This window comes from Pedobacter sp. ASV12 (genome assembly GCF_016429155.1).
GTDB lineage: Bacteria > Bacteroidota > Bacteroidia > Sphingobacteriales > Sphingobacteriaceae > Pedobacter.
In genome coordinates this window covers 1-2,004 of the sequence record NZ_JAELUC010000173.1, presented here as the reverse complement: position 1 = coordinate 2,004, position 2,004 = coordinate 1, and the positions used below count along the sequence as shown (strand labels likewise).

At 38.7% G+C, this 2,004-nt stretch carries 3 protein-coding genes; all 3 read right to left on the bottom strand.

Going from position 1 to position 2,004, the window contains the following annotated elements; translation table 11 throughout:
* Positions 1 to 716: 716 nt before the first annotated feature.
* Positions 717 to 1,415 (bottom strand): hypothetical protein, encoded by a 699-nt coding sequence (locus tag JHD69_RS19605; protein ID WP_199142030.1) that lies wholly within the window; start codon positions 1,413 to 1,415, stop codon positions 717 to 719.
* A 1-nt stretch (position 1,416) separates the two neighbouring features.
* Positions 1,417 to 1,803 carry a hypothetical protein gene (locus JHD69_RS19600; RefSeq protein ID WP_199142029.1) on the bottom strand — a complete coding sequence of 129 codons (387 nt, stop codon included), beginning with the start codon at positions 1,801 to 1,803 and terminating at the stop codon, positions 1,417 to 1,419.
* A gap of 17 nt (positions 1,804 to 1,820) precedes the next feature.
* The coding region (locus JHD69_RS19595; RefSeq protein WP_199142028.1) for a hypothetical protein at positions 1,821 to 2,004 on the bottom strand (184 nt) is incomplete at its 5' end.

The following is a 2,004-nucleotide window of genomic DNA, read 5'->3' as shown; positions in this document are numbered from 1 at the left end:
CCCCCCCCCCCCCCCCCCCCCCCCCCCCCCCCCCCCCCCCCCCCCCCCCCCCTTTTAGATGTGTATAAGAGACAGGATATCGTTTTTCAGCAACTTCGATCTGAGTTCTGTTTACTTTCATAGCCTCTTCATTTATATGATTACTAAAAAACGTAATTATAAACTTCTACAAGAAAAAAATGGTATAGATGAAGATATCACAATTGACGAATATATAAGGGATGTTTTTGACAATTATTATTCCGAATTTCTATTAAACTTTGGTATGAACGATTTACTACAGTCGATTGGCGAATAACATCATGGTTTAGTTATTCTTATCAGGATTCGTCCTCTTCTTGTTGAGTTATAAAGTTATTTATCACTTGATCATTTGTATTTACTAAATCATTGGTTCGTAAATATTTTATCATGGCTGACAATTTCTTATTTATCTCTCGTGGTGTTAAACTACCTAGTGGCAACATATCTATCAGCTTTTTTAAATGTGCCTCATCAATGGGATTCCCAATAGATTTATTAATCTTTCCGTGATTTAGTAATTCAATTGAATATTCAAAAGCATCTGAATGATCAAAATCTTTGAAACGAATTTTCTTTAAAATCCTTGACCATAATGCCGTTCCGAGAATTAACTCAATCGTTGTATCTTCTCCTTCGGCGAGAGTGAAATTTAAAAATATTAAGAGATTATTAGTGAAATAATCATATAAGTCTCAAAGAAATAGTGAAAGTGCATGATAATGCTTGGTCGGATAATAAATCAAATCTTCCATTTCATCAAACCATAAGCACAGTTTAAAATCCAATCCGTTCCCAAAATATGAAAAGCAAGAAAGAAGTCCTGTTAAAAATTTAGCTAGATCTCCGTCAGTTTTTATTTGCTTTGCTAGCCCTAATGTTTTAAGTTCCGTAGCGGTAACGCTGGAATATAGGAACCTGTTCATCAATGTTGTAATATTGCTATCATCACTACCAATCAACATGATTGCCTTTGCAAACTCAACTCCCGATTTACCTGAGAGATATCTTAAAAACTCGGCATTATCAACTGATACTAAGAGTTCTTTTACCTTTTCAGAAATCTTATCAAAAGTTAATTCATCTATTATTGTATTGAAAATTTCTCTAGTGGCTTTGCTTCCATCTTTTGGCGATCGCACATATATTTGAGTGAAATTTGGATCTGAGTTATATTCAGCTAAAAAATAATAAGAACTAAAGGTTTTACCTCCGCCATAAGGCCCCCAATTTAAGATTAGCTGCTTATTATTATTATTCAATGCATCGTTGTAACAATCAGCAATTCTACTTTTGACACCCTTCATTCCAGCCCAGAAAAAATTCTGATCACGTGAAGGCGTCATTTCACTGAATGGATTATTACTTAGATTTATTTCGCTTAATGTTTTCATTTTAACCAAATATACTACTTACTTTTTCAATTTTATCCCTTACCTGGGTAACAAGCTTTTGAATTCTTGCTGTGAGTTCCTCGCTTCTAGGTTCATACTTAGTTGTTACTGCATTTAAATCTCGTATCAAATTTACAGCTATCGCTTTTGTAGGTATAACATTATGTGCATATAAGAACAACAAGACATCATAAGATGTCCACATCTGAACTCCGGGAAATGCCGGAATCCATTCCCCAATTTTTCCTTTTATTGCTTTTTTATCATCTGTGATATAAACCATTGCACCCTTTTTAGTATGGTGCAGAAGGTCAATAGAAAGAATAAAATTATCTACTTCACCTCTACTGCCTCCTTTTTTTCTTTGAGGCAATACTTGACCTACCATTCGTTTTTGATACTCTTCTATTCTATCTGTCTCTTATACACATCTGACGCTGCCGACGAACCACGACATGGGTGGGTGTGGGGGGGGGGGGGGGGGGGAAGAGGGGGGGGGGGGGGGGGGGGGGGGGGGGGGGGGGGGGGGGGGGGGGGGGGGGGGGGGGGGGGGGGGGGGGGGGGGGGGGGGGGGGGGGGGGGGGGGGGG

Excerpts from the sequence above, each read along its gene's own strand:
- JHD69_RS19600 (WP_199142029.1), bottom strand. The coding sequence starts at position 1,803 with ATGGTAGGTCAAGTATTGCCTCAAAGAAAAAAAGGAGGCAGTAGAGGT.
- JHD69_RS19605 (WP_199142030.1), bottom strand. The coding sequence starts at position 1,415 with ATGAAAACATTAAGCGAAATAAATCTAAGTAATAATCCATTCAGTGAA.